Below are 23,684 nucleotides of genomic sequence, written 5' to 3' on the forward strand. Positions count from 1 at the left end.
GTGCCTCGTCCCTGGACCTGGATGCGCCGGGAGTGCTCCTGCCGCCCGGTCTTCGGCACGGTCACGGTCAGAACGCCGTTCTCGAAGCTGGCTCGGATCTGCTCGGAATCGACGGCGTAGGGCAGCCGCAGCGAGCGCTGGAAGGTGCCGTAGGAGCGCTCGACGAAGTGGAAGTTCTCCTTGTCGTCCTTGCGCTCGAACTTCTTCTCACCTCGGATGGTGAGCACGTCGTCATCGAGGCTGATGTCGATGTCCTGCTCGGTGACGCCGGGCAGTTCCGCCGTGACGCGGATCTCCTTGTCCGTCTCCGAAACATTCATGCTGGCCTGAACGAAGGTGCCGACGTCGCCCTGGCCCTGATTGCCGGCTGCCGCAGGCAGAGAGGCGCCGCGGAAGACATCGTCGAAGAGGCGGTTCATCTCGCGGTGCAGCGACAGGAAGGGATCACCGGGAAACATGCCGGTGCCGGGGCGGAAGGGGGTCATGGGATTGCGGGCCATCGTGCGTTCCTCCTCATCAACCTGAGTTCCGTTGCGGGTGGTCTCCCGCGCCGGAAGGGCAACACAATTCGACTGGATGATGTCGGATCCGGCATCTCCGCCATGGGGAGGCCAGAGCGGAAGCGCTCGATCCGGGACAAATCATAATCCTCCATCGCCCGCTTCGGAATGGAGATTAGGGCTGCATAACACCTCGCCTGCAGCCTTCAGGCCGAACCGGGAAGCCGACCTCGCGTTCCTGCGGGCAGCGCCGTAGGCCTCCGCCTCTCGGTCCGACCCAATGCGCGACCGGACAGATGGCTGGCGGCCCGTTCCCAATCCATGGACCAGCGGGAATCGGCAAGCGGGAGGCCGAAAACATCACCATGGGCGTGGATTTCGGCTATCCTCGCTCATGACCAGCTCTCAGGAGCAACCGCGATGAATCCGCTGGTTCGCAAGCTGAGCAACTATGTCGATCTGCCGGAGGGCGACCGTACGGCGCTGGACGCCCTGGTGCAGAAGCCCAAGGCCGTTGCCGCCCACACCGATCTCGTCCACGAAGGCGATCCCACGGATGGCGTCTACCTGATCCTGACCGGCTGGGCCTGCCGCTACAAGATCCTGTCCGATGGGCAGCGGCAGATCATGGCCTACTTCGTTCCCGGCGACCTGTGCGACCAGCGCATCTTCATCCTCAAGCGCATGGACCATTGCATCGGCACCATCACGCCCGCCACCGTGGCGGTCATCGCGGCGGAGACCATGATCGACCTCACCGACCGCTATCCGCAGATCGCGCGGGCGCTGTGGTGGAGCACGCTCGTGGACGAGGCGATCACCCGCGAGTGGACGGTCAATCTGGGCCAACGCGATGCCTTCGAGCGCGTGGGTCACCTGGTCTGTGAGATGTTCGTGCGGCTTCGCGCCGTGGGCCTGACGGAGGGGCTGAGCTTCGACTTCCCGGTCACCCAGGGCGAGGTCGCAGACACCACGGGGCTGACGCCGGTGCATACCAACCGCATGCTTCAGGCGCTTCGCGCCGAAGGTCTGATCACCCTGAAGGGACACCGCTTGACCATCCTTGACCTGGATCGCCTCGCAAGCCTGTCGCTGTTCAATCCGAGCTACCTGCACCTGGAGCACGAAGGGAACGGATCAAGGAAGTGGATCGACCGGCCTCGTGATCAGAGCCCTGGTTAGCAGTCCCTGCCCGGCTCCCTGCCGTAAACCCTGCATTCCACCATCGGCCCTGGCTGATTTTGGATTCGCGTATTTCCGACGAGGAGGGGAAGAGGACTCTTTCTCCCACCGGCCTCACGCATCAATCCGCAGTCTCCCGCTACTGCAAGACTCCCCTGGCTGGGAGTTCCATGATGCATTCGAGCCCGCCGGGCTTGAACGTCAGCGTCGCTGCTCCCCTGAGCTGGTAGGGCAAGGTCTGCGTCAGCAACTCCGTCCCGAAGCCGCCGCGCCGGGGTGCAAGTGAGACGATGGGCACCCCCGTCTCGGTCCATTCGATCTTCAGGCGCTGGTCGCCTTCCCGGTCCTCCAGGCACCAGGCCACCATTACGTGTCCCTTCGGGCTCGCCAGCGCCCCGTACTTGACCGCGTTGGTTGCCAGCTCGTGGATCGCCAGCCCCACGGTCTCGGCCGCCTTGGGCTGGAGGCGAACCTTGGGGCCTGTCAGGCTGAACTGCTTGCCCTCCCGGGCGGCACAGGTGAGCAGCTCCTCGGCCACCAGGGCCGCCAGATCGATCCCGGCGCTTGGGTCGCGCGTCACCGCCGCCTGCACCCGGGCAAAGGCATCGATGCGCCCCTCCAGGTGCATGGCGTAATCCTCCACCGTCTCGCTGGTCTCCGCCGTCTGGTGCGCGATGGAGCGGATCACCGCGAGGGTGTTCCTCACCCGGTGCTGCAACTCGGCCAGCAGCAGCCGGGCCTGGCGCTCGCTCTCGCGCAAAGACGCTTCCGTTTGCGCCCGCTCGATCAGGTCGGCGGCCTGCCGGGTCAGCACATCGAAGTGGCTGAAGTCGTCTTCGCTCGGTTCATGGGGCGCGCGCCAGTGGGTCGACACCATGCCGAGCGCGCGCCCGGTGCGGGACCGCAGCGGTGTTGACTGGACCGCCCGCAGGTTGGAGAGGCGGTAAGCCGCAAGGTCCTCGGTGCCGGCCATGAATGCGCAGGTCTCGACATCGCTGACCAGGATGCGCCGCCCGGTCCTCAGCGCCTCGCCGCAGGTGCTCGCGGAGTTGGCGTCGACACGGTCCCAGAACGCCGCTGCATCCGGGTGAAAGCCGCGCCAGGCCAGGAGCTTCAGGGTTCCCGTATCCGGCTCAAGGATCTGCATGCTTGCGCCCTGTGAGCGCATGATCACCCGCATCGCGTCGAGAACCTGCTCATAGAGGGTTTGCGGGTGCTGTTCCACGAGCAGCTCCGAGCTGACCCGCTGGAGCTGCCGGGCACCATTGAGTTCATGCGCCAGCCGGGCCTCGCTCGCGCGCAACGCCGCCTCGGCCTGCACCCGAGCGATCGCCTCCGCCGCCAGACGGGCATAGACATCGGTGAGCTTGGTATCGAGATCAGTCAGGCGGTGGGGCTGGTGGAAATAGGTCGAGAGCATGCCGAGCATCTCGCCGGAGGGTGTGACCAGCGGCGTCGACTGCACCGCCCGGTAGCCGGCCTCACGGGCCATCTCCAGGCTCGGCGCATAGGCGGGCTCCTGCTCCACGTCCTCGATCACGACCCGCTCCCGGCGGGCCAGAGCCATGCCGCAGGTCGAGGCCTCCGTGGCATCGACGTTGGCAAAATGGTCGAGGAACGGCTGCTGGAAGCCACGCTGGGCGGCGATACGCAGCGTCCCGGTCTTTCCATCGTAAAGCTGCATGTAGCCGAAGTCGGCGCCGTGCAGCTCAATGGTGGCATCCAGGATTGCGTCGAGCACCGCCGGGAGCCCGGCCCCGTCGACGACCTGCCGGCTCACCTCGTGCAGCCGCGTCATTGCCTTCAGTTCGGTCGCGAGCGCCTGCTCAGCCTGCTTGCGGGCCGTGATGTCGAGCACGAACTCGAAGATCATGCCATCGGGCAGGAGCTTGCCGGCGAACAGCGCGCACCAGCGTGAGCCGTCCTTGCGGAAGTACTCCTTCTCGTAGGGTGGAATCTGCCCGGTCGCCTTCAGTTCCGCGAAGGCGTGCTCGGAGACTTCCCCCCATTCCGGCGGGGTCAGCCTCTGCCAGGTGAGACGGCCCGCCTCCAGATCCGCACGGCTGTAGCCGCCCATGGCCAGGAAGGCCTCGTTAGCCTCGATGATCCGGCCGTCCGGGTCGAGATAGATCGCTCCGACTGTCTCGATCTCCAGCGCCGCCCGCAGGCGCGCCTCGCTTGTCTGGACGCTTGCATAGGCGTCCGCGAGGGCGCGGGTGCGCTCCGCCACCTGCTGCTCCAGTTCCGTGCGGCCGGCTTCTGCCTGGTCGAGGGCGTCGGTCGTCTGGTAGGCGGCCGCCGCGGAGTGGGCGAGGCTTTGCAGCAGGCGAGCGTCCTCGGCGTTGAACTGCTCCTCAGAGGTATGCTTGATCGCCCAGAGCGCGCCGACCGGCTTCCCGTGCACATGCCAGGGCGCCAGCAGGATCTCGTAGACAGGCGGGCCAACGCCGTGCACGCCAGGAAAGAGCCGCTCGCCCTCGCGGAACAGCAGTACGCTGTCGCGGGCGAGCATGGCATCGCTCGGACCGGCCTCCCGTGGCACGGTCCGGCCGGCCTGGGCCGCCAGACCGCCCCCGGCCGCGCACCAGCGAAAGACCCCTTCCTCCCCGGGTTCGGGGAGGCTGATCCCAGTGGAGTCGGCATGGCACAGCGCAAGGGCCAACTCGGCGCACTTCTGGAGCACGCCACACGGCTCAGCAGTCATCTCTTGGGTCAGGGCGGCGAGGGCCCGGTTCTCGGCCTCATAGTCCGGGACCTGGGACGGGCGCCGGGCCAGCTCATCAGTAATCAGATTATCGTCAAGTCCGGCCGGTGTACTGTTCCGGCCCTCAGCCGTGGTCATACTAACCTCCTGGGATGGACTCATGGTGCGCGCAGGACCTGACACATTCAGCCTCCCGCCGCAGGTCGTTGAGCGGAACCATTGTCAGGTGGCGCACCTCAGTCTCATTCGCATCGCGATGGTGCCCCTCGCGGTCAAGATGCAGGTCGTTTGGATTGAACAGGGCCACGCGCATTAGCCCCTTCAGATCCGGGATCGTCAGGGTCTCGCCCTTGAGCACGATGAGACCGGCGGCGCGCAGGTCCTGGAGTGTCCGGTTCACGTGTCCAGTCGCATCGGCAAAGTCGCCCCGCGCCCGCTCAGCGGCGATCCGCTCCAGCAGGCTCTTGTCGCCGGCCGAGAGGCGGGCGAACTGCTCCCGCTTGCGGATCAGGGGAATGGCCATGGCCTCACTCCCACGGAACGTGCCGTGAACATTAGCGCATCGAGATCCGGAGCTGTATAACCTGGATTATACTGGCGCGACTGCCATTGGCTTATTCTTGCCCGAAGCTCCGTGACGGGAGACCAAGAAGGGAAAAGGGATGAGCACTCTACCGCGTGATACCCTGGCGAACCGCCGGGTGCTGATTGCCGAGGACGAGTACTTTATCGCCCGCGACATCGCTCGCGCGCTGCACGCGCTCGGCGCCGAGGTCGTCGGGCCGGTGCCGTCGCGGGATGAACTGCAAACGATCCTGGCCACCGGCGAGCGCCTCGATGCCGCCATACTCGACATCAACCTGAACGGCGAAATGATCTTTCCGGTCCTGGAGGCTCTCACGTTCCGGGGCATCCCGATCGTATTCGCCACCGGATATGACCAAGCCGCTGTGCCGGCTCGGTACCAGGACATCCCACGCTGGCAGAAGCCGTTCGATCCGCGAGCCCTGGTGCAGGCCCTGCCCGAATTGGTGCGAGACCCGTAGGCCCGATGTCAGTTTACCTTTAACTTTCCCTCCAGTGGTGTGCCTGATCTCTTCGGGGGCACCCGCACCAAGCACGGATCAGTGCGTTCCAGCCTGCACCAGACAGGCAGGAACAGTGGTCTTTCCGAGCGCCTTGCACGCTTCCAACCGACGCAATCTTTCGGCGAGAACAAAGCGGTTGCCATCCGACCGCACGAGAACGGGCGCCTCCTGTCCATTCGCCAGCATGCTCTATGCCAAAGCCTCGACCGTCCGGGGATCAAGGGTTTGGCGCCGCTTCATCGGTACATAGACACCCTAAATTGCGAGCATCTGCCGCCTCGACACCATCCAGACTGCTCCCGTGTATGGCCTCTCGGTGTGAGTTTGGGCAGGGTTCGCGATACTCTTCAACGCCTGCTGCCATACTCCCCATCAACGCGCTGATTGGATCGGTTCCTGTAGAGGTGTGCCCACGCTCCCGACCAGACCCTCAGCCGAATAAGATCTCCAGCCAGCCAGGCAAAATAAAGCTGCGAGACACCCTCACTTGCCACAGTGCACCCAACCGAACCGGAAGCGTCAATCCTTCCGAGGGGAGCGAACAAGGTCTCCCCAACAAACCTCTGAATTTTGCACGAAAGAGTGGCGTTGCCGTGTCTGGATTGCACTCAAGCAATCGACCAGACGCCGTGATCAAAGGCCGCCTTCGGCTCCATCAGTTGGGTTCGACGCCCTTGATTATAAATCGGCTCAGAACGGTTGCCCCTGTCCGTACAGGCGCAACCGGCTGAACGATCAAAATAAAATAGCCCTAACAAAGGGGTCACAGTCGGCGCCGGTCGTGACCCTCTCGATCCGCAGAAGGTTCCAAGCCAATCAGCGGTTTACGCTCAGTACATCATGCGGTCTGAGTTCAACGCCCGATGACATCCTCGGTCGCCAAGGTGTTCCAGGAGCTCGATGAGGCCGGGTGAATGAAGCCGTCGCCCTACTACGACCAGGTCGTGGACGTGATGGAGGAGTTGGTCAGATTCACGCTGTTGACCTAGGACCGCTTGGACTATCTCACCGGTCGCTACAGTGGGCGCAAGGAGGCGGCCGAGAAGGAAGCCAAACGTCTCGCCGCAGAAGCCATGAGCCACAAGGTCGAGGTGGCCGAGTAGAACGGCCCAGCAAGCTAGCAGGGCAACCTTGGCTTCGTCGCCGCGTTGCTCTGATGGACGTTTGCAGGAGCCAAGGCCATGTCTGACCCGAAGTCAGGTGACAATCACTCCCACAAACCGAAGCTCAACCCGGGTGACCAAGCCGATCTGGATACGCCCGGGGCGGGCGAGAACGTCTGCCGCGAGTGCCAGGGCACTGGGAAGCTTGGCGACAAGGAATGCCCGATCTGTGGTGGGACAGGCGTTGTCATTGAGGAGATCGGTGGCGCATAGAGCGTCCAGCCACAGGACGCGCCCTCAGATCGGCCTTCGGGTCGGACGCAGCCACTTTGGCAGGCTCGCCCTTCAGGGCCCAATCCCACTGTTGAGCGGCGGATGAAAGATGTGCCTATGGCAAAAAGCAAAACCAAGATCCCAAAGACGATTGCCGGCGTGAAGGTGCCGAAGGCCCTGCGCAAGTCAGCTTGGCTCGACCCTCTTCTTGCGGACCCGCCAACGCGTGAAATCCTGGCCGATGTTCTCCTCGCCGCTGCCGGGGCTTTCGCCGCAGCCCTGGTGAAGGAGCGCCCGAGCATGCGCCAGGTCGCTGAGACCGGCGAAGCTGCTCTCGGGGCTGGCGCGGAAGCGGGCTCGGCCGCACGGGACCTGGTGCAGGAAGCCGCCAGTGCGGCTGCCGGCGTGATCACCGATGCCGCCAAGGCGATCCTGCCAGCCTCACTGACCAGGTCCGAAGAGCCTGCCAGAGCCCGAAAAACCTTGGACGTGAAGGCCAAGCCCTCCAGAACGAGACCTGATAGCGATTAGCAACACCGGCCCGTCGCCGACGCCGGATCAAGATTGGATAGTGAATGACGTGTTGTAATCGGTTCGGGCGGTTCCCACCTGGGTGCCATTCATCCCTCACAACCAGAGCCGGCCGATGCCCGACGGATGCGGATCGCACCCGACCACCCGTAAACACGCTGCCGCTCTGGACAACGCGGCCTCGGACGAGGCCTGCCTGTCCGAGGAGCTCGCCCTCCTGGCGTCCTTCCTGGAAGACCACGGATGTCCGTGCGTGGCCGCAGCGTTCTGGCAATCCGCACGGCACCGGCGCGTACAAAGCCTGATCCACAGTGCTCGGGCGGTCGGAGCCAGGATCGTCTGACCGCACGCAATGATCTCTGCGAGAGAGATCCAACGTGGTTGCAGTGGGCTTGCGGCGCGACCCCCCATGGCCATGTACAGGAGCGATGAATTTTCCCCTGCCCGCTACGAGCCACGCAGGAACGCCTCATAGCCCTCCTGGACACGCTTTGCGGCCAGATATGATGCGGTCCGGAGCCAATCGTCGGGCAGCCTCTCAAGACAGGAGCGGATTGGCACGGCCCGCCTGCCGAGCCCAGGTGAACATTGGCGAGTTTCCGTCCCATCGCGTGCAGGAGGCGTTTCTGATCCGGCGCCCGACACGCCTGTTCCACGGACCTGCGGGACGGGCCTGTCGGATCGTCAATTTGGGATAAGGCGGCATGCACCGCCGACGGGAGCGCAAAATCGATCAGGTCTTGTCAATTGACATTTCGCAAGGTTGGCTAGCGACGGTCCTGTACTGTCACGGCCGAGTGGATCTATTGAGCCCTGAGCCCGCACCCCTTGTGCTTTCGTGCTCCTCCACTTCACCTTTCAAGGTGTCTTGGCCCGGTCTGAAAACAGGCCGGGCTTTTCTCTTATGATTCTTTCCCGACCAGCGGTCCTAAAACATCGGACGGGAAAAGTGGACTTGTACCTCTGAGATCTATCCGTTGCTTCAGCGGCGTACAGTGGTTGGGCCGAGGTCGTTGACAAATGACAAGGTTCGGCCCCGTCGAACCGGGTAAACGAATGCGAACACGGTTGGTAGGAAGAGTTCCATGTCCAAGTACTTTTTCAATGTCGTTTTGAACGGCCAGCCGACGGTCGATGGAAGAGGCCTGCATTTCCCGGACGACGGCGCCGCGCGCGTACATGCCCACCACCTCACCATGCTGCTGGCGGACCGCTGTCAGGACCCGGTCAACAGTTTCATTGCCGTGAGTAGATTGGATGGCCGCCTGGCGTTCAAGGTGCCGTTTCGGCAGACCGGATCATAGGTTTGAGGTTGGGAGCAGCGGTTCCCGATCGGGCTTTTCACAAGACCACGCTGGGGAGGCTCCGAGTGGGACGAAGGCGACGCTCCTGCCCCGGTAGGCTGGACCGGTCTTCCCGCCCGGTATAGGGCATCGGCGCCTAGAGAATGTCCCGGAGGCTCCGCGCCAGCTCCAGCATGCTGTAGGGCTTCCTCAGCCAGCCCGCCTCGGTCGCCTGCCCGCGCCGCACCACGTCCGGCTCGGCATAGCCGGAGGTGAACAGCACCTTCATCCCGGGGCGTCGGGCCTGCACAGCCTCGGCCAGGTCGCTGCCGGTCATGCCACCGGGCATCACCATGTCGGTGAACAGCAGATCGACCTCAGGATGCTGATCGAGCAGCCCCAACGCCGCCGTGCCATTGGCCGCATCCAGCACGCGGTACCCGAGGTTCTGCAGCCGGGTGATGGTCATCCGGCGCACCCGCGGTTCGTCCTCCACCAGCAGCACGGTTTCGCCCTGCCCGCGGAAGGTTTCCATTGGCGTCTCGGTCTCGCACGCCTCCGAAGACTTCTCCGGAACCGCGGCGCGCGGCAGGTACATGCGAATGGTGGTGCCATGGCCGGGCTCGCTGTAAATCGTCACATGCCCGCCGGACTGCTTGACGAAGCCGTAAACCATCGACAGGCCCAGTCCGCTGCCGGCGCCCACCTCCTTGGTGGTGAAGAATGGCTCGAAGGCCCGCTCCTGCACCTCCTTGGACATGCCCCTCCCTGTATCTGTGACGGCGATCAGCACGTAGCGGCCGGCCCGGACCTCCGGATGCAGCCGGGCGTAGTCCACCTCGAGCTCCGTGTTCTCGGCGGTGATCGCTAGCCGACCGCCGTCAGGCATGGCATCGCGGGCATTGATCGCCAGGTTCAGGATGGCGCTCTGCAACTGGCTCGGATCAACCAGAACCGGCCATAGATCATTGTCCGACCGGCTCCGCACCCCGACCGTCTCGCCCAGGGTACGCCGCAGCAGCGGGGTCATGTCCCCCAGCAGGTCACCAACGTCGGTGAGCTTGGGCTGCAGCGGCTGCCTCCGCCCGAAGGCAAGCAGGCGCTCGGTGAGCTCGGCACCATGCGTTGCCGTCGCGCAGGCCTCTCGTACCAGCTCCAGCTGACGCTCATCGGTCAGCTGCATCTCCAGCATCTCCAGATTGCCGAGGATGACGGTGAGCAGGTTGTTGAAGTCGTGCGCGATCCCGCCGGTCAACTGTCCCACCGCCTCCATTTTCTGCGCCTGCCGCAGTTCCTGTTCGATCTTCTGAGTGGCGGTGAGATCACGGATGAAGCCCGTAAACAGATGCTGCCCGCCTACCTTTACCTCGCCCACGGCGAGCTCCATCGGGAAGACGCTGCCGTCCTTGCGCTGGCCGCTGACCACTCGCCCAATGCCGATAATCCGTTTCTCGCCCGTGCGCAGGTAGCGTTCCAGATAACGGTCGTGCTCTTCCTGGTAGGGCGAGGGCATCAACATGCTGATGTTTTGCCCGATCACCGCGTCGGCCGCGTAGCCGAACAGCGCCGCAGCCGAGCGGCTGAAGGACTCAACGACGCCCACCTCGGTAATAGTGATCAGCGCCTCCGGCACTGTGTCCAGAATGGAATGGAGCCGCGCCTCACGCTCTTGGAGAGCCGCTTCCGAGCGCTTGCGTGTGGTGATGTCGACCGCAGCCGCGATGGCTCCGACCACGGCGCCGCTCCGATTCCGCAGCGGCGCGGCATTGTACAGCAGGTGTATCCGCCGGCCGTCCTCGAAGCGGACCTCCCACTCCTCGTTGCGCACCTCCACGCCTTGGATCGCACGCCGGAGCGGCACCTGATCCGGCGGGACCTCGACGCCATCTCGGAAGATGCAGGGGTGTGGCAGCTCCCGGGAATGCGAGTCTGACACGCTGAAGACGAGGGGGACGTCGAGGAGCTCGGAGGCGAGCCGATTAGCTCTCACGTCGCACAAGTCGGAGTCATAGGTGAACCAGACCGCCACCGGCGCGGTCTCGACGAGAGCCTCCCACTCCGTCGTCCGAGCTTGCAAGGCCGCCTCGGCGGCCTTGCGCTCCGACAGGTTGAGTGCAAACACCGCGAAGGAGCGGCCGCCATTGACCGAAGCCAGCCTCAGGAGCACTGGGACGCGCTCGCCGTTTCGGAGATACTCCTTCTCGTACATGGACGAGATGCCATAAGCGCGCGCCTCGGCGATCGCCCGCTCGTCGGCAGCGAGCCACTCGGGCGGCGTGATTTCGTCCCAGCGCACGCGGCCGGATAGGAGATCCTCCTGGGTGCGCCCGATCAGGTCGAGATAGGCTTTGTTGGCCTCGATCACCCGGCCGTCGGCATCCGCCAGGATGGCCCCGATGGGAATGGCCTCCAGCACGGTATGCAGCCGGGCCTCGCTTGTCCGTCGCACCTCCTCGGCCTGCTTGCGCTCGCTGATATCCTCGACAATCGACAGGCGATAGGTGTGCTCAGGGTTGGAGGAGGCCAGGGAGGAGGTCACGCGGACCCAGAGGGATGTGCCATCCTTGCGCAGGTAGCGCTTTTCGATCCGGTAGCTGGGGATCTCGCCGGCCAAGAGTTGCGCGGCAAGCGCCCGCACCCGCGGCAGGTCCTCGGGATGAATGACCTCCTCAAAGCTGCGCCCAGTCAGCTCATCCTGGGTGTAGCCGAGCATGGCGCACACGGCGGCGTTCACATCGAGCAGCACGCCGTTCGCGTCCACCAGTTCGATGCCCACAGCCGCCTGGTCGAACACCAGCTGGAGACGCTCCGGATGGGGCTGCCCATGGCGAGAGCCATCAGCCGGATCGTTCAGCCTTCCAGCTGAGGATAATGACGGTTGTCCTCTGCCACTCTGGGGCATAGACCTGATCCTTGACACCTCTCCGAGCTGTCCGGGGGCGAAAACCAACCTTCGTCTCCCGAGTGGACCACCGGAGGCCAAGCGGGCCTCGAGACCGGATAGACTGTTGGGATACGGCCGTGGCTCACCCCGCCAGAACGCCGCTGGTTAGTCAGCCTTCCGGCCTTCAACCGGAAGAATGAGCCACAAAGGCCAAACCGTCGATGACTTTTATCAATTCCCTGAGACCCAACGCGTCGAAACCGAGACAAGGCATTGGGTGCCTAAACTCAATGGGAGCCCTGCCGACAAAGCGCTTGGTGATCTGGAGCAGGCGAACGCCACCCAACCGGACACTGCGCTTGGCGGCCGTCAAGTCGAGGGTGGGCAGAGGCATGTCACTCTGATGCAAGGTGCCGACGTATTCCCACGCAAGTCGCTCCAGCGATGCGGGAACCGGGCGACCCGTCGGCGTGACGCAACACGGATCTGGCACCAGCTTGCGCCGGAACAGGTTGGAGATGGTCTCAAAGTCTGATTCGACCCGTTCCGCTGCTCGTCTGGCAGTTCATGGCTGGTCCCCTTCTCTGATTGTTGCCGTGTGTTTGACCTCAATGCAGTAGGGGACGCGCCGAATGACCAAGCCGTCTTGGTCGTTCCAGAGCGTGACCTGAACCAAGGGACAGGTCAAACCCTCTTTCGGGATGGATTCCGGCGTGGTTTCGGGAGATGACCGTGCCGTGACGGAGATATCTCCAGCATTCACAGGGTTCGGGTGAGCCAACGATGCCGAACTGATCGCCAGTGCCGCGATGATGGCGATAGCGGCAATGCCTGCCGCGCCAGGGTGCCGGTCATGTCTCATCAGTGGGACCACGCGATTACCTGCTTGAGGCAGGCTTGCGCCTCCGAGGGCTCGCCGAGTGCTTCCAACTCACCAGCAAGCTCCTGCAGGGTGCCCATCCGCCGCAGAACCACCCTGTGGCGTCCCTCCAGCGCAATCAGTCCATCCCGCTTGAACTTCGAAATGACCCGGCAGATGGTCTCGATGGTAAGGCCGAGATAATCAGCTATGTCCTGACGGGTCATTGGTAGGTCGATGGCCACCGGCCGCTTCTGGTCCATCCCAGTCCGGCGCACCGCCGAGACTAGGAAGTGGGCCATCCGCTCCTCGGCTCCCAGCTGCCCCAGAACGATGATGTGCCGCTGGGCCGCTTCCATCTCCTCGAAGATCTTGCTCAGGAGGAGGGGCTGGAGGTGCTCGGCTCCCCCTGCCGCGGCTTGAATGCGGGCGCGACGGAGCCGGCGCAGCCGCACGGGCGTGACGGCCTCGGCGCTGTAACGGTAGTTGGTCTGGCAGGAGAACCCGAGCATCTCGCCGGCGAACCTGAAGCCCATGATGGCACGCCGCCCATCGGGCAGGATACGGTAGAGGCGCACGCAGCCCTCGGTGATCTGGAAGAGGTCGCAGGCCGCGTCGCCCTCCCAGAACACCCCCTCCCCGGCGGCGAATTTATCCGTCGGCTGGGTGGCAAAAAGGTTTTCCAAGGTCAGTGCCTCCGACGGGAGACCGATTGGCCTGGAAACGACACGGCCAGCCGAGGAATCGGGGTAAGAGACGTACATGCTGAGCTCCAGTCATCGGCTTCGAATTATCGAGACTAAAGCAGGCGATTGTCACACCCATGCCGTGGATCTGTGCAATTGTGTGCCCGGTTGTAACGGATCGTAACAGAGACTTGGAGCCAGAAAGCCAGCGAACATCCATCAGGGATATTCGCTGACCAAAGGCCGAGTGAATCTTCAGCGGGCATTCAGCAGCTGGGCTGTGGCAATTTGGGAGAGTTTCCAGGTTTCGGGGGCATCCGGTAACGTAACGGTACCAACGTCAAGAGCAACGCAACTCATGGACCTTGGCCGGTGACAACGGACGCGCCGCATATTCTCATCGTTGATGACGACGCCAAAATCTGCCAGATGCTCACCCGCTATCTGACCGACGAGGGCTTTCAGGTCAGCTCGGCCGCAAACGGCGCGGCTATGCGGGAGTGCCTGGCCTGCACGAAGATTGACTTGGTGCTCCTGGATCTGGTCTTGCCCGGCGACGACGGGCTCCAGCTGGCCCGGGAGATCCGGGTGCAGTCAAGCAATCCCAGAGCGGGGATCATCATGCTTACCGGTCGGTCTGACATGGTCGACATGGTGGTCGGTCTCGAGGTCGGCGCGGACGATTATATCGCCAAGCCGTTTCACCTGCGGGAGGTCCTTGCCCGGATCAGGAGCGTCTTGCGCCGGACCCAGCCCACCGCGCCGACAGAACCAGGCCCGAATCCAGCATCGGGTGCCGGCGAGGTGATCCGATTTGATGGCTGGCGGTTGGACCTGGGGAGGCGGGAGCTGAAGGCGCCGGACGGCTCCGAGATCGCGCTCACCACCGGCGAGTTCGACCTCCTGGCGACCTTCGCGACGCATCCGGGCCGGGTGCTTAACCGCGACCAGTTGATGGACCTGACGCGCGGCCGTCACTGGGAGGCCATCGACCGCTCGGTTGATGCCCAAGTGGCACGCTTGCGGCGCAAGATCGAGCCCGATCCTAAGCATCCCACGCTCGTCAAGTCGGTGCGGGGTGTAGGATACGTCTTCACCGCCCGCATCCAGTAGAGCAGGCTGAGGGGCGAAAGCGTCCCGGTCGGCTCCTCATCGCGCCTTAACGTCGATCCGGATTTCCTCCGTGGCCTCCCCACCCTTTGGCAGGACACCAGTCAGGGAACCACTTTTGAAGCTCGCCTCAATCGTGTCGCATATGCCCTCAGGCAGGCGGAAGGAGTGCTGGAACGGACCATACGATCGACGAACATGTGACAGAGTTCTCGTCCAGCCCCGGTATCGCGGCCGTGATCTCGTATGCCTCTGCTACCAGTAAGCGATCCAGTTCCCCGGTGCTCCCACCGTGAGGTGGATTGTCCGGGCGGGCACTTGGCGCCCGAGCTGGACCAGGCGACGTTTGTGGTAAATTGACCTTTTGGCCCAAGCTGCGGTGACCCGGGCTTTGTTTGCCATCGCAAAAGCGTGCTTCCGCTTGCTGAGGCTGACGTGATTGCTCCGTCGATTGGCTGCCGTGGCCGCGCGCCGTGTATGCTTGCGCTGAAGAACGTCCTTTTGTCCCTGAATGGACGCGCGGTCGGCTATTTCATCCAGGAACGCAAACCCAGCCCCGACGACGGCGAGATGCTGGCGAGCCCTTCGGCAGTACTCAACGCTCAGGGCGCTCATCCTGTCGGAGCCGTGCCCGGCGCGGTACTTCATCAACGCGCGACACAGGTCACCGCCGGCCAGTCGCCAGGCTTTAGCCAGGTACCCCACGCCGTATCGGAGATTGGTTTTCGGTTCGGCCAATTCAGCGGAGGTTCCTTGAAACCCGAGCAGCGCGGCTGTCTTGGGTCTCACCTGCATGAGCCCCACCTCGCCGACGCTTCCGACGACAGTCGGATCGTACCGGCTCTCGATCCGCACCACAGCATCAACGAGAGCTGGTGGCACACCGTGGGCTGCAGCTTCCTCAACAATGACCGGAAGATACGCCGGCCGATCCCTTAGAGCGCCGGAGGAAAGCTCAACTTCCAGAAAATCAGATGTTTTGATCGGCCCGATGTCCGGTGGAAGTGGAAGCGATGCAAGCTGCAGGTCAATGTCAATCTCGGCTGCGTTGAAGTCGGGCTGAGCGAAGCCTGATTTAGCGAACAACATTAGGAAGACAGTCGCATACGCAAGGTGACGCAAACTGAACATTGCCAAAGTCCCTCAGGGCTGGCCGGTTATTCAGCTTTTCCGAAAAGTGTTGAGGGATCGTTTACGCTCATCCGCCAGGCAGGAGCACGGCCGGACCGTCGCATTGCCGGACTTTCCCACATGACTGATGATGGTCCTGCCTCCGGCCCGATGCATCTTCACATTCGTTGGCAACCAGTCCATGAGCTCTCATGCCATGCCGAGCGCAGAATGCACTCCGGGATACCATGGCGGTTTGGCAGTACTGATCGCCTCCGGTGACGATGCGGCGACGTAAAACGCAGCTGGCTGTTAGAGCCGGATAGAGACATCACTGAGTTGCCTGCCGTACTGGTTGCTGTGTGGGGTCGTCCCGCTCCTCCGCCTTGTCGCCGAAGGGTAGGTGCTGCGCCGGCTGCCATGGATCGATAGGCCGGCTCCTTCTCAGCGCTGGGCGCCGTCTTGGAGGGCCCGGCCGGCCTCATAACATCAAGTCCGCTGCCGCTTTACTACCGTGCAGAAAGGGGCAGCGGCCTTGTCGCTCCAAGGCACATGCCGGGCTTATCTAACCATCTCGAGGCCGATCAGCGCCAATCTCGCCTGGGATCCTGGCCCGGACAGGTCACCGGCACTTATACGGGTTCACGGGTCAGGACGGCACGCGTCAACGCCGAAAACCGGGGGCGGACTCAGTTCTGACGATCGAGTGGCCGAACGGCCCAAATAAGAGCTGCAAGCCTCGACCCCGGCCGCATTTGCATTGTGGTTATAGATCGTTTCGCGCTGAACGGTCCTGTCAAAACCGACCACACCTGACCTTGCTTCACGGTGAGAGCGGACTGTTGCATTGATCTTGACAGCTTGGGAGGGGGCTAGCCAAGGAGCTGCCTTGTTGTCTTTGCTCAGGCGCTGCCGCTTTCCGATGGAGATCATCCTGCTGTGCGTGCGTCGATACTGCAGATTTAGGATCAGCCGCCACAGTTTAGGAGCTGACTTCGTCAGAACCACGCGTCGCGTTGATCCTCGTGCGCGCCGGTGGGGCCGGGAACATTGCGAATTCCTGCCGGAATTTTGATTTTTCTCAAGGAGGGGGATCGCAGGGTCTGTAGGATTGCATCAGGTCTCAATGACCCGTTTCTCCCTCTGGACCTGCTCCCTCCCGATCCTGCCGGCGAGGGAGCTCCTTTGGACGCTAGAGCAACGTGCGAGAACGCGGATGTGGAGCCACAGTTTGATTATGTTTTGACGCACGATGCTGTAGCCTTGCAGAGGATACATGGCTCATGAGCTTGGAAGCGGGAGATGGGTTTGCCGGCGCCATCGCGAGTACCGCTCCCTGGAGCCTCGCCCTCCCCTGCTCTGCCCAATTCCGCTTTCGTGGGAGTGGATGATTTCGGCGCCGGCCCGGAGAGCCAAGTAGTTTCAGCATTGGTAACTTAACGGTTCTGTTTGCCTTATGAGAACTTTGAATGCGAGGGATCTAACAGATTTTCGATGGCTTAGGATCGTGTGGGGTGCCCTGAGGAGAGTTCTTACATGCTTGAATTGACGATGCCACAAAACCTGAAGGGAGGGATTTCGCTCCTCTGCACTATTGAGGCTCGTCTCGTGGACGACGGTCCCCGCCTGCCTTGACAATGAGGTGCAAGATAATGACGAAAATACTCTCTACAACAGCTTTAGCAGCGGCATACCTTGTCGGGATCCCGGCCCAGGCTGAAGTCGTCGGGAAGGTTCGGACCGATTGGGTCGGCAACGACATCGTGATCGAGGCCATTCAGGACCCCAAGGTCCAGGGCGTGACCTGTCACCTGACCTATTTCGAGCGCAGCCTGATTGACCGGCTGCAGCAGGGGAACTGGTTCGAAGATCCGTCCAACTCGGCCATCGCCTGTCAAACGACCGGACCAGTGGCCATCGGCAACATCGACCTCGATCGTGCCGGCGAGGAGGTCTTTACCGAGAGCCGAAGCCTGATCTTCAAGAAGCTGGTGGTGAACCGCATCTATGACCGGCAGAACAACGCGCTGATTTACCTCGCTCATACCCGGCAGGTGCAACAAGGCAGTGCAAAGATGTCGATCTCGACCGTGCCTCTCTACAACATGCAGGCGACCTGGACGAAAGGACGCCCATAGTAGCAGATCAAAGGGTGTCTTCGTTTTAGTCCACCACTTGGACCTGCCGATCTTGATCACGCTTGAATCGAAAATAGTCGGACCATGACGTACCGCGCCGGCTCGAACCCCGGCTTGATGGACTGGAAACGATCGTGGAGGCACGCGACTACTCCGCCACTGAGACCTTGCGCGATGGGCGCAGCGTCGAAATCCGTACCCTCAGGCCCGAGGACCGGGCGAGCCTGCTCGCCTCCGTCGGGCGCACAAGCAAGCAATCCCTTTACCGGCGCTTCTTCAGCTTCAGGAGCGGATTCACGGAACAGGAGGTCAACCTCTACCTTGATGTCGACTTCGTGAGCCATGTCGCCCTGGTCGCCGTGCTGAAGGAGCACGGGCAACCGAAGATCGTTGGCGAAGCCCGCTATGTCGTCGTGCGGCCGGGCCAAGCCGAGGTGGCCTTCGCGGTGGACGACCCGCACCAGGGGCATGGAATTGGCACGGCTCTGCTCCGCCATCTCGTAGCCCTGGCGCGTCAGGCTGGGCTCAAGGAATTCATTGCTGACGTTCTGCCGGAGAATGCCGTCATGCTGAGGGTGTTCGAGACGAGTGGGCTCGGGATCAGGACCCGGCGGGAGTCGGATGCCATCCATGTTGTGCTTCAACTCTCGTGAAGCCGAACCGGCCTGTTGCTGTGGCTCCATGTCGGAATCCGCAGGTGCATGTTTGACGTGAGGATTGAGGCCGCCTCGTGGACGAGAACACGCCATGGAAAGCATGGGCCCAGGCGTCGGGTATCGCCCTGGCATTCCGTGAACCGCATCAACCGGCGTTGAGAGGTCTATGGGTGGATTGTGGGGAGCTTTGGGCACAGTAGCATGAAGCCCGCGGCCGCTCGCAAGGATGCAGGATGCACTCCGGCAACCTTCAATTTTGAACCGACCGGGCGAGCGCTAGGAACTGACGGTGCCTGTCGTGCCACCACCGGCCCTGCTGAAGCGTATCCTGGGCTGTAGGCGCAAGTGTCATGACGAATTTATCTCGCTGCTCTCACGAAAAGGTCGAGGTGGCATCACCGGACGGTGGGTTTGATGCTTGAGCCGCATCGTATGTCTCGACCCACAAGGTCGTGATTGACAATGGCTCGTGCGCTCGCAGACGCCTCGCCCTTCGTCGGAGGCCTTACTCCCTTGAGCCGAGACCGCCATTTGCAGATTTGGTGCAGATCGTCATCAGCTTACTGATCTCAGAGTTGTAGTCGCGCAGGGTTTCCTGGATCCAGCGGGACTGGATTGCCGCCACGTCCGTGAGGTTCTTGCAGCCCATCATTTCCCGGGTGGTCTCGGCGTCCTTCTCAAGCCGTATCGAGACGAAACCGATCATCTCGCGCTGGCATTCGGTTGCTGCGGAAAACCAAGCTTCCGAGGCGTTCGCCAGCGCCCGGCCACTATCATCGGGCAAAGCGATACCGATGCCGCTACGCAGCGTCTCTGACATTCCTGACGGCTTCGGCGTGGTGGTCATGGTTCGTCCTCCTTGGATGGACTTCTTTCAGGATGAAAGGGTTGTCTTCACCTGCTGCAGGCACACGATCTCCTCGTCGAGGCGCTTGCGCGTGTGCTCCTCCGGCAGCGGGACTGGCTCGGTCAGAACCGAGACCCTGCCGCCTATGGTCTCGACGAGCCCGCCACGCATCAGCGCCGGCAGGTGGTGGGGTGGAGCTTGGTCAAGCGAGGCGGTCATATGGCCTCTCCCATGGACGGCATGGCGACATGGTCGGGTCTGGCCTTTGACGTTCTCGTCTCGGACAGTTCAGGGGAAATCGCGAGCTCGGCCTCGGTCGCGGCGATGACCTCCTCGACCATGACGCCGTCCGCCGTCTCCAGGAGAGTGGCGCAGCCGTCCCGGAAGCCGATCACCGCGAGTTCGGTGACTACAAGGTCGACCGGCCGGTCCGACGTGAGCGGCAACGAGCACTCTCGCACGATCTTCGGGCGGCCCTTGGCGGTGTGCTGCATGGCGACGATGACGCGTTTGGCTCCGGTCACCAGATCCATGGCGCCGCCCATGCCGGGCACCATCTTGCCCGGCACCATCCAGTTCGCAAGGCGTCCATGCTGATCGACCTGCAGGCCGCCCAGCACCGTGAGCTCGAGATGCCCGCCACGGATCAGTCCGAAGGACAACGCGCTGTCGAACGTGGACGCGCCAGGCAGAGCCGTCACAGGTTTTCCGCCCGCGTCCGTCAGCCACGGCAGCGCCATGCCGGGTTCGGGTACCGGCCCGGTGCCGATGAGGCCGTTCTCGGACTGGAAATAGACATGGATGCCCTTGGGGACGAAGTTGGCCACGAGGGTTGGAATGCCGATGCCGAGATTGACCAGCATTCCATCCCGCAGCTCCTGCGCGATGCGTTTGGCGATGAGGGATTGCGCGTCCATGGTTCAGCCTTTCGCGACCAGGTAGTCGACCACCGGGGCAGGCGTCATGACATGGTCCGGTGAGACGACACCGACCGGGACGATGTTTTCCGCTTGGACCACGACGGTCTCTGCGGCCATGGCCATCAGCGGGTTGAAGTTGCGGGCGGTGAGGACATACCCGAGATTGCCGAGATAATCGGCGATGAAGGCATGCACGAGGGCGAAGTCAGCCCGCAGGGCGGGCTCGAGCAGGTAGTCGCGGCCATTGACTGCGATCTTTTGCTTGCCCTCCTCGACGAGGGTGCCGACACCTGTCGGGGTCAGGATGCCACCGAGCCCAAAGCCGCCGGCACGGATGCGCTCGGCGAGCGTGCCCTGCGGGACGAGGTCCACCTGCAGTTCTCCCGCGAGCATCTGCTGCTGCGTCTCGGGATTGAGGCCGATATGGCTCACGATCACCCGTCGCAGCAGTTTCCCCGTGATCAGCTTGCCGATGCCGACGCCTGGTGCCGCCGTGTCGTTGGCGATGACGGTCAGATCACCTTTCTGCTGCCGCACCAGCTCGTCCACCATCGGCTCCGGCGTGCCGACACCCATGAAGCCGCCGATCATCAGGGTGGCGCCTGCGGGGATCATCGCGATAGCGTCTTGAAGGCTAATGGTCTTCATCATCGATCTCCTCACTGTGCGGTCCAGCCACCATCGACCGGCAGGGCGGCGCCGCGGATCTGTGCCGCCGCGTCGATGCAGAGGAACGCGGCCAGTGCCCCGATTTGCTCCGGGGTGGCGAATTCGAGCGAGGGCTGCTTCTCGCCGAGCAGCCGTGCCCGTGCGTCATTTCCGCTGACTCTTTCCGCAGCGGCAATGTCATCGATCTGCTTCTGCACCAGGGGCGTCAGCACCCAGCCCGGGCAGATGGCGTTGCAGGTCACGCCGGTGGTCGCCGTTTCGAGCGCGACCACCTTGGTCAGCCCGAGCACCCCGTGCTTGGCCGCGACGTAGGCGGCCTTGTGCGTCGACGCGACGAGCCCGTGCGCCGAGGCGATGTTGATGATCCCCCCAGCCACGGCTCTCCATCTGGGGGAGCACCGCCTGTGTGGCGCAGAAGGCAGCCGTGAGATTGATGGCGAGGATCGCGTTCCACCGCTCCATCGGGAACTCGCGGACTGGCGCCGTGTGCTGGATGCCCGCGTTGTTGACGAGGATGTCTACCCCGCCGAGGTCACGCGTCGCCTGCTCGATCATCCCATTGATCTCTTCCGGCCTCGCCATGTCGGCGGCGCTGTAGGACACCAACACGCCATGCGCGTCGGCGAGGGATGAGCGGACCCGGTCGATCTCTGCCGGGTCGCCGAACCCGTTCAACAGCACGTCGGCGCCTTGTGCCGCGAGGGCTCCGGCGATTCCGAGGCCGATGCCGCTGGTCGAGCCGGTCACGACGGCCGCCCGGCCCTTGAGCATCCCGGACGCGAACGGCTGGGTGGGCTTTGTTGATGCGGAAACGTCCATGGGCTCCCTCCTGTGAGGTTACCGATCACATCCGCTGCAGACACTGCGCAGGGTGCGGTCCAGCCGACGATCCATCTCGCGCAGCTTTTCGTCGGCCTCCGCCTCGCGCTTCTCCGCGGCGCCCTGCCCGTCTTCCTGCTGCTGAACGGACGAAGGCGTCGGCTGCCGGAGCATCGGCCGGTCAGGGGACGCGGGCTGCTGATCCGGCGCCTGGGCCCATGCGGCGCCTGCCAGAAGAAGGGCAAGCGTCACGCCGCCGATGTGCTTTTGCAGCGGCAAGAGACTGGAAGTCATTGTGACCTCCCTTGGTTTATCTGCTCATGCGTGGGGCTAACCTCACGCCATGATACTGAGCCCACCATCGACGTAGGTCGTCGTTCCGGTCAGCCGCCGGGCGAACGGCGTGGTCAGGTAGGCCGCCGTCAGGCCCACGTCGTCGATGTCGACCAGCTCGCCGATGGGCGCCCGCTCGATAGCCTCGGTGAGCAGGACGTCGAAGTCCTTCAGGCCGGAGGCCGCCCGGGTCTTCAGGGGCCCGGGTGAGACAGCATGCACCCGGATGTGCTTGTCGCCCAGCTCGTAGGCGAGATAGCGGACGGCGCTCTCCAGCGCCGCCTTCACGGGGCCCATAAGGTTGTAGTTCGGCACCACCTTGTTGGCGCCGTGATAGCTCATTGCCAGAAGCGTGCCGCCCTCAGGCATCAGGGGCTCGGCCAGCCGCGCCATGCGGATGAAGGAGTGGCAGGAGATGTCCATCGCCACCTTGAACCCTTCGGCGGAGCTGTCGACGAGCCGACCCTGCAGGTCCTCCTTCGGGGCGAACGCGATGGAATGGAGCGCGATGTCGAGGCTGCCCCAGGTCCCGCGGATCTGTTCGAAGACAGCCTCAAGCTGGCCGTCCTGAGCCACGTCACAGGGTGCAAAGACCGAGGCCCCGAGCTCCTTGGCAAGGGGCTCGACATACGGTCGGGCCTTCTCGTTGAGGTAGGTGACCGCGAGGTCGGCCCCGAGTTGGCGGAAGACCCGGGCACAGCCATAGGCGATGGAGTGCTCGTTGGCGATGCCAATGACGAGCGCCCGCTTGCCGTGCAGGATCTTCGACTGGATGGCAGCTTTGGTCAGGTTGGTTGGTTGGTCGTTCATGGTCTTGCCCTCGTGCGTCGGGCGTCGCGGGCCCGATGAGCGGTGCCCGGCCTCGCGACCGCTTCCGGATGGCCCTTCGCCGGTTCTTCCACCAGCGTCACCGTGATCGGCTCGCCTTTCGCTTTGTGGTCAGCATCGTCTTCGGAGAGGAGGCGCCTGATCTCCGCCAGCAAAGTGGTCTGCTTGTCGTTGGCCTCGATCCGGCCCTCCAGGCGGTCAAGCAGATCGAGCAGCCGGCGCCGGTCCGCGGACGTGCGCAGAAGCTTCGGCAGCGCCAGGAGCGCCTTCACCGGTTCGTAGTCGACGATGTAGGACTGCTCCCGGATGATCTCGCGGGCTTCCTCCGCCGGCATGTCGAGGAGGCCGATATCCTTGCCGACGAGGTCCCGCGCCCGCTTCATGGCCGAGAGCCGGCGCCGGCCGGTGCCGGCCTTCATCAGCAGGAGCGCCGCACGGACGATAGCCGCGGTCCGGGTTCCCTCCTCGATACGGGACAGCGCCTCCTTCACGAGAGGGGTATCCCGGACGTCGATGGGTTCCTCCGGGACGGCTGCCCGCTCCTCGACGGCCATGCCGATGCCGGCCGGGCCATAGGTGCGGAAGAAGGTGTTCTCAACCGCCGCGTCGCGCAGGTCGCGATAGAGATCCAACGAAGCGGACGTCATGGCGGCCGTCCAGCGCTCCATCATGGCCATCGGGCCGTCATTGTCGCGGGGTGCCCGGTTCGCCCTGGCCATATCGGCCATGCCCTTGAGCGGCCACAGGAACGGGTTGAGGTCAGACACTGCCCAGCGCTGCGCCCGTTGCGGGTGCATCGCCCGCCTCATGGCCGCCCCGGTGGGGGTCACCACGGCCGATACGGCAGGATGAACGAACGTTTCGTAGCCGGAGACAAGTGCCTCGGAGACGGTCTCGACGGCCTTGAACGGCGCCTCATCCTTGCGGCCATACTTCTGCAGGACGCGAAGATCCTCGACCCGGCGCTCGGTCAGCATCACGTCGTAGCGCACACTGCCGTTCGCCTTCTGCTCCTCGACCTGCATACCATAGAGGCCAGGTGGCAGGTGTTCGATGTATTCGATCAGGTCGACGATCTGGCTGTGCTCGCGCTTGGCGACCGCACCTGAGACGAAGATGCCGAGATGGCCGACGCTCTTGTGCATCAAGCCCACGATCACC

General features: G+C 63.5%; 24 protein-coding genes and 2 pseudogenes. 10 read left to right on the top strand and 16 right to left on the bottom strand.

Annotated features, from left to right (window positions below; translation table 11 throughout):
* On the bottom strand, window positions 1-500 hold a 500-nt coding region (locus tag NF876_RS35805; RefSeq protein ID WP_262272832.1), incomplete at its 3' end, for an Hsp20/alpha crystallin family protein.
* 420 nt (window positions 501-920) lie between these two features.
* Here NF876_RS35805 and NF876_RS35810 point away from each other — a divergent pair.
* Window positions 921-1,682, top strand: coding sequence for a Crp/Fnr family transcriptional regulator (locus NF876_RS35810; protein ID WP_262266002.1), 762 nt, complete (start codon window positions 921-923; stop codon window positions 1,680-1,682).
* Between the two features lie 139 nt (window positions 1,683-1,821).
* On the opposite strand, the gene NF876_RS35815 is transcribed toward NF876_RS35810, so the two are convergent.
* Together NF876_RS35815 and NF876_RS43695 are read right to left on the bottom strand one after the other, a co-directional pair.
* Window positions 1,822-4,524, bottom strand: a complete 2,703-nt coding sequence (locus tag NF876_RS35815) for a GAF domain-containing protein (protein ID WP_262266001.1) — start codon at window positions 4,522-4,524, stop codon at window positions 1,822-1,824.
* 1 nt (window position 4,525) lies between these two features.
* Entirely contained in the window at window positions 4,526-4,909 is a 384-nt protein-coding gene (locus tag NF876_RS43695; RefSeq protein ID WP_373371176.1) for a cyclic nucleotide-binding domain-containing protein, read from the bottom strand.
* Between the two features lie 139 nt (window positions 4,910-5,048).
* On the opposite strand from NF876_RS43695, the gene NF876_RS35825 reads away from it, so the two are divergent.
* A complete protein-coding gene (locus tag NF876_RS35825) occupies window positions 5,049-5,432 on the top strand; it encodes a response regulator (protein ID WP_262266000.1) in 384 nt (127 codons plus the stop codon).
* A gap of 78 nt (window positions 5,433-5,510) precedes the next feature.
* On the opposite strand, the gene NF876_RS43945 is transcribed toward NF876_RS35825, so the two are convergent.
* Window positions 5,511-5,660 carry a ParB/RepB/Spo0J family partition protein gene (locus tag NF876_RS43945; RefSeq protein ID WP_262265999.1) on the bottom strand — a complete coding sequence of 50 codons (150 nt, stop codon included), beginning with the start codon at window positions 5,658-5,660 and terminating at the stop codon, window positions 5,511-5,513.
* A 674-nt stretch (window positions 5,661-6,334) separates the two neighbouring features.
* On the opposite strand from NF876_RS43945, the pseudogene NF876_RS35835 reads away from it, so the two are divergent.
* The 5 genes and pseudogenes from NF876_RS35835 to NF876_RS35855 form a co-directional block, all read left to right on the top strand.
* Window positions 6,335-6,577: pseudogene (locus NF876_RS35835) on the top strand (arsenical resistance protein ArsH); the annotation flags it as partial.
* 78 nt (window positions 6,578-6,655) lie between these two features.
* A complete protein-coding gene (locus NF876_RS35840) occupies window positions 6,656-6,850 on the top strand; it encodes a hypothetical protein (protein WP_262265998.1) in 195 nt (64 codons plus the stop codon).
* Window positions 6,851-6,967: 117 nt separating this feature from the next.
* Window positions 6,968-7,381 (top strand): hypothetical protein, encoded by a 414-nt coding sequence (locus tag NF876_RS35845; protein ID WP_262265997.1) that lies wholly within the window; start codon window positions 6,968-6,970, stop codon window positions 7,379-7,381.
* A gap of 115 nt (window positions 7,382-7,496) precedes the next feature.
* Window positions 7,497-7,724 (top strand): hypothetical protein, encoded by a 228-nt coding sequence (locus NF876_RS35850; protein WP_262265996.1) that lies wholly within the window; start codon window positions 7,497-7,499, stop codon window positions 7,722-7,724.
* Window positions 7,725-8,466: 742 nt separating this feature from the next.
* Window positions 8,467-8,685, top strand: a complete 219-nt coding sequence (locus tag NF876_RS35855; RefSeq protein ID WP_262265995.1) for a DUF6894 family protein — start codon at window positions 8,467-8,469, stop codon at window positions 8,683-8,685.
* 136 nt (window positions 8,686-8,821) lie between these two features.
* On the opposite strand, the gene NF876_RS35860 is transcribed toward NF876_RS35855, so the two are convergent.
* Together NF876_RS35860 and NF876_RS35865 are read right to left on the bottom strand one after the other, a co-directional pair.
* Complete coding sequence (locus tag NF876_RS35860; RefSeq protein WP_262265994.1) at window positions 8,822-11,566, bottom strand: hybrid sensor histidine kinase/response regulator; 2,745 nt, start codon at window positions 11,564-11,566, stop codon at window positions 8,822-8,824.
* A gap of 843 nt (window positions 11,567-12,409) precedes the next feature.
* Window positions 12,410-13,093 carry a helix-turn-helix domain-containing protein gene (locus tag NF876_RS35865; protein WP_262265993.1) on the bottom strand — a complete coding sequence of 228 codons (684 nt, stop codon included), beginning with the start codon at window positions 13,091-13,093 and terminating at the stop codon, window positions 12,410-12,412.
* A 372-nt stretch (window positions 13,094-13,465) separates the two neighbouring features.
* On the opposite strand from NF876_RS35865, the gene NF876_RS35870 reads away from it, so the two are divergent.
* Window positions 13,466-14,206: a response regulator gene (locus NF876_RS35870; protein WP_262265992.1), complete on the top strand. Its 741-nt coding sequence runs from the start codon at window positions 13,466-13,468 to the stop codon at window positions 14,204-14,206.
* A gap of 36 nt (window positions 14,207-14,242) precedes the next feature.
* Here NF876_RS35870 and NF876_RS43700 read toward each other — a convergent pair whose 3' ends face one another.
* Window positions 14,243-14,410 (bottom strand): Hsp20 family protein, encoded by a 168-nt coding sequence (locus NF876_RS43700; RefSeq protein WP_373371177.1) that lies wholly within the window; start codon window positions 14,408-14,410, stop codon window positions 14,243-14,245.
* Between the two features lie 48 nt (window positions 14,411-14,458).
* Entirely contained in the window at window positions 14,459-15,334 is an 876-nt protein-coding gene (locus tag NF876_RS35875) for a lytic transglycosylase domain-containing protein (RefSeq protein WP_262265991.1), read from the bottom strand.
* Between the two features lie 1,631 nt (window positions 15,335-16,965).
* Here NF876_RS35875 and NF876_RS35880 point away from each other — a divergent pair.
* Entirely contained in the window at window positions 16,966-17,451 is a 486-nt protein-coding gene (locus NF876_RS35880; protein ID WP_262265990.1) for a CreA family protein, read from the top strand.
* A 134-nt stretch (window positions 17,452-17,585) separates the two neighbouring features.
* Window positions 17,586-18,104, top strand: a complete 519-nt coding sequence (locus NF876_RS35885; RefSeq protein WP_315974883.1) for a GNAT family N-acetyltransferase — start codon at window positions 17,586-17,588, stop codon at window positions 18,102-18,104.
* A 508-nt stretch (window positions 18,105-18,612) separates the two neighbouring features.
* Here the strand turns inward: NF876_RS35885 and NF876_RS35890 are convergent.
* From NF876_RS35890 to NF876_RS35925, 8 genes and pseudogenes are all read right to left on the bottom strand, one after another.
* Window positions 18,613-18,954: a phasin family protein gene (locus tag NF876_RS35890; RefSeq protein WP_262265989.1), complete on the bottom strand. Its 342-nt coding sequence runs from the start codon at window positions 18,952-18,954 to the stop codon at window positions 18,613-18,615.
* Window positions 18,955-18,981: 27 nt separating this feature from the next.
* On the bottom strand, window positions 18,982-19,173 hold the full coding sequence (locus NF876_RS35895; protein WP_262265988.1) for a F0F1 ATP synthase subunit epsilon: 192 nt from the start codon (window positions 19,171-19,173) through the stop codon (window positions 18,982-18,984).
* Window positions 19,170-19,871 carry a 3-oxoacid CoA-transferase subunit B gene (locus NF876_RS35900; RefSeq protein ID WP_262265987.1) on the bottom strand — a complete coding sequence of 234 codons (702 nt, stop codon included), beginning with the start codon at window positions 19,869-19,871 and terminating at the stop codon, window positions 19,170-19,172. The genes NF876_RS35895 and NF876_RS35900 overlap by 4 nt, the downstream gene beginning before the upstream one ends.
* A 3-nt stretch (window positions 19,872-19,874) precedes the next feature.
* A complete protein-coding gene (locus tag NF876_RS35905; protein WP_262272833.1) occupies window positions 19,875-20,522 on the bottom strand; it encodes a CoA transferase subunit A in 648 nt (215 codons plus the stop codon).
* An 11-nt stretch (window positions 20,523-20,533) separates the two neighbouring features.
* Window positions 20,534-21,314: pseudogene (locus tag NF876_RS35910) on the bottom strand (3-hydroxybutyrate dehydrogenase).
* Between the two features lie 66 nt (window positions 21,315-21,380).
* Window positions 21,381-21,656, bottom strand: coding sequence for a hypothetical protein (locus NF876_RS35915; protein WP_210811754.1), 276 nt, complete (start codon window positions 21,654-21,656; stop codon window positions 21,381-21,383).
* A gap of 42 nt (window positions 21,657-21,698) precedes the next feature.
* Window positions 21,699-22,505: an enoyl-ACP reductase FabI gene (gene fabI / locus NF876_RS35920; RefSeq protein ID WP_210811755.1), complete on the bottom strand. Its 807-nt coding sequence runs from the start codon at window positions 22,503-22,505 to the stop codon at window positions 21,699-21,701.
* Window positions 22,502-23,684 (bottom strand): DUF3141 domain-containing protein (locus NF876_RS35925; protein ID WP_262272834.1); only part of this gene is annotated, 1,183 nt, incomplete at its 5' end. The genes fabI and NF876_RS35925, both read right to left, overlap by 4 nt.

This window comes from Microvirga yunnanensis, assembly GCF_025460875.1.

What these genes read in the sequence shown, in the direction of transcription:
- NF876_RS35810 (WP_262266002.1), top strand. Translation starts at nt 921, where the DNA reads ATGAATCCGCTGGTTCGCAAGCTGAGCAACTATGTCGATCTGCCGGAG.
- NF876_RS35815 (WP_262266001.1), bottom strand. Translation starts at nt 4,524, where the DNA reads ATGACCACGGCTGAGGGCCGGAACAGTACACCGGCCGGACTTGACGAT.
- NF876_RS43695 (WP_373371176.1), bottom strand. Translation starts at nt 4,909, where the DNA reads ATGGCCATTCCCCTGATCCGCAAGCGGGAGCAGTTCGCCCGCCTCTCG.
- NF876_RS35825 (WP_262266000.1), top strand. Translation starts at nt 5,049, where the DNA reads ATGAGCACTCTACCGCGTGATACCCTGGCGAACCGCCGGGTGCTGATT.
- NF876_RS43945 (WP_262265999.1), bottom strand. Translation starts at nt 5,660, where the DNA reads ATGCTGGCGAATGGACAGGAGGCGCCCGTTCTCGTGCGGTCGGATGGC.
- NF876_RS35840 (WP_262265998.1), top strand. Translation starts at nt 6,656, where the DNA reads ATGTCTGACCCGAAGTCAGGTGACAATCACTCCCACAAACCGAAGCTC.
- NF876_RS35845 (WP_262265997.1), top strand. Translation starts at nt 6,968, where the DNA reads ATGGCAAAAAGCAAAACCAAGATCCCAAAGACGATTGCCGGCGTGAAG.
- NF876_RS35850 (WP_262265996.1), top strand. Translation starts at nt 7,497, where the DNA reads ATGCCCGACGGATGCGGATCGCACCCGACCACCCGTAAACACGCTGCC.
- NF876_RS35855 (WP_262265995.1), top strand. Translation starts at nt 8,467, where the DNA reads ATGTCCAAGTACTTTTTCAATGTCGTTTTGAACGGCCAGCCGACGGTC.
- NF876_RS35860 (WP_262265994.1), bottom strand. Translation starts at nt 11,566, where the DNA reads ATGCCCCAGAGTGGCAGAGGACAACCGTCATTATCCTCAGCTGGAAGG.
- NF876_RS35875 (WP_262265991.1), bottom strand. Translation starts at nt 15,334, where the DNA reads ATGTTCAGTTTGCGTCACCTTGCGTATGCGACTGTCTTCCTAATGTTG.
- NF876_RS35880 (WP_262265990.1), top strand. Translation starts at nt 16,966, where the DNA reads ATGACGAAAATACTCTCTACAACAGCTTTAGCAGCGGCATACCTTGTC.
- NF876_RS35890 (WP_262265989.1), bottom strand. Translation starts at nt 18,954, where the DNA reads ATGACCACCACGCCGAAGCCGTCAGGAATGTCAGAGACGCTGCGTAGC.
- NF876_RS35895 (WP_262265988.1), bottom strand. Translation starts at nt 19,173, where the DNA reads ATGACCGCCTCGCTTGACCAAGCTCCACCCCACCACCTGCCGGCGCTG.
- NF876_RS35900 (WP_262265987.1), bottom strand. Translation starts at nt 19,871, where the DNA reads ATGGACGCGCAATCCCTCATCGCCAAACGCATCGCGCAGGAGCTGCGG.
- NF876_RS35905 (WP_262272833.1), bottom strand. Translation starts at nt 20,522, where the DNA reads ATGAAGACCATTAGCCTTCAAGACGCTATCGCGATGATCCCCGCAGGC.
- NF876_RS35915 (WP_210811754.1), bottom strand. Translation starts at nt 21,656, where the DNA reads ATGACTTCCAGTCTCTTGCCGCTGCAAAAGCACATCGGCGGCGTGACG.
- fabI (WP_210811755.1), bottom strand. Translation starts at nt 22,505, where the DNA reads ATGAACGACCAACCAACCAACCTGACCAAAGCTGCCATCCAGTCGAAG.